1 protein-coding gene and 1 pseudogene are annotated in these 1,877 nt (G+C 33.3%); both read left to right on the plus strand.

The annotated features are described in order from the left end of the window. The coding region (locus QGM71_RS21660) for a peptidoglycan-binding protein (protein ID WP_327609632.1) at positions 1–1,377 on the plus strand (1,377 nt) is incomplete at its 5' end. 161 nt (positions 1,378–1,538) lie between these two features. Beyond that, a pseudogene (locus QGM71_RS21665) lies at positions 1,539–1,877 on the plus strand (hypothetical protein); the annotation flags it as partial.

Raw genomic sequence — 1,877 nt, forward strand, 5'->3', positions numbered from 1 at the left:
GCTTCAGTCTTTCAACAAGGAGAGCGTCATCCAGGGATAATAGATTTAAAGGAAAATCTGAATCGTTTAGGATTTGGCTATATCAGTGTTACTACATTATATGGAAGCTACACTGAGAAGAAAGTAAAGGACTTCCAGGAATATTATGGTTTGAATGTAACTGGAAAAGTTGATACAGCTACTTTTAATAAAATTGATCAAATATTAGATAGTCCGTTTCAAGTAGGTAAGCGTTATGAAAACACTATTGATTTAAAAAATAAATTAAATCATATAGGTTTTGGTAATATATTAGTAACCGATTTATACGGTGACTTTACTGAGCTTAAAGTGAGAGAATTCCAAAAATATTACGGATTAATAGTTAATGGCATAGCAGATGATCATACAATTGAAAAACTAAGTAGTATAGCAAACACTCCATTTCAGAATGGAAAACGGCATTCAAATACAATACTGTTAAAAGAAAACTTAAATCAATTGGGCTTCGGTAATATAACTATATCGACTTTGTATGGCAACTTTACTGAAGAAAAAGTTACAGAGTTCCAAAATTATTTCGGGCTAATACCTAACGGAATAGCAGATGATCGCACCTTTAAAAAAATTGATGAGTTACTATCTAGTCCATTCCAACAAGGAAAAAGACACAAGGCTACTCTTCAATTAAAGAAAAACTTGAATGCAATTGGATACGGTGGTATAACATTAAGTGATTTTTATGGATCGTTTACCGAACAAAGAGTCAAAGAGTTTCAAAGAGACAATCGCTTACCAGTAAGCGGTATTGCCGATGAAATTACTCGAAAAGAGATTGAAAAACGTATCGTTAGAATTTTCTTAGATCCTGGCCACGGAGATCAGGATTCTGGTGGTCAGGGATATGGATTGAAAGAAAAAAATGTTGTGCTTGATATAGCTTTAAGAACTGCAAATGCTTTAACAAATAACTACTTTGGAGTGACTGTTAACTTATCTCGTAAAACAGACGAATTTATAGAGTTATTGGATAGGGCTAGATCGGCTAATAATTGGGGAGCCGATTACTTCGTAAGCCTTCATACGAACGCTTATAATGGTAACACTAATGGATTTGAAACTTTTATTCATGATGGAAGTGTTTCTCAAGAAACCTTAAAAAGACAGAAGGATATTCACCAATACCTAATTAGTAAATTAGGTATAAGTGATCGTGGTATGAAAGAAGCAGACTTTAACGTACTACGAAACACTAATATGCCAGCAATATTAATAGAATATATGTTTATAGATGACTTTGTTGAAAATGCCTTATTAAGGGATCCACATTATAGAAATTGGTTAGGAGAAATAACTGCAGAAGCGCTTGCTTTTTCATTTAATTTAAAAAGGAGGTAAGCAATTTTGAGAGTTGGGCTATAAGTAGTCCAACTCTATTTTTTAAATGTTAAATAAAAAGTGACAAAATCTAGCAAAATAGTTAAAAAACACTTGAAATAAAACATTTAAAGTAAGATACTATACTAGTACCAAAAAAACAACAAGGAGGTGAAACTAGAGTGAGGATTAGAAATACAATAGCTCTATTAGTAATAACATTTTCTCTTTTCCACTTTAGTCCACAAGCAGCATACGCAGTAACAAGTAATGAGTCCAATGAAGAAGATAAAACCAGTGAAGAAGAGTCGGAGGAATCTAATCTAGTAGATAAAGAGGAAGAAGATGTAAAAGGCCCTTCAGAATCAAATACCGCAGAACAAGAAGCAGAAGATTCTTCAGAAGCAAATACCGCAGAACAAGAAGCAGAAGATTCTTCAGAAGCAGATACCACAGAACAAGAAGCAGAAGATTCTTCAGAAGCAGATACCACAGAACAAGTAGAAGAGGAAGATATCAAA

Origin of the sequence: Virgibacillus tibetensis, from assembly GCF_036026595.1 — a bacterium.
GTDB lineage: Bacteria > Bacillota > Bacilli > Bacillales > Amphibacillaceae > Virgibacillus_P > Virgibacillus_P tibetensis.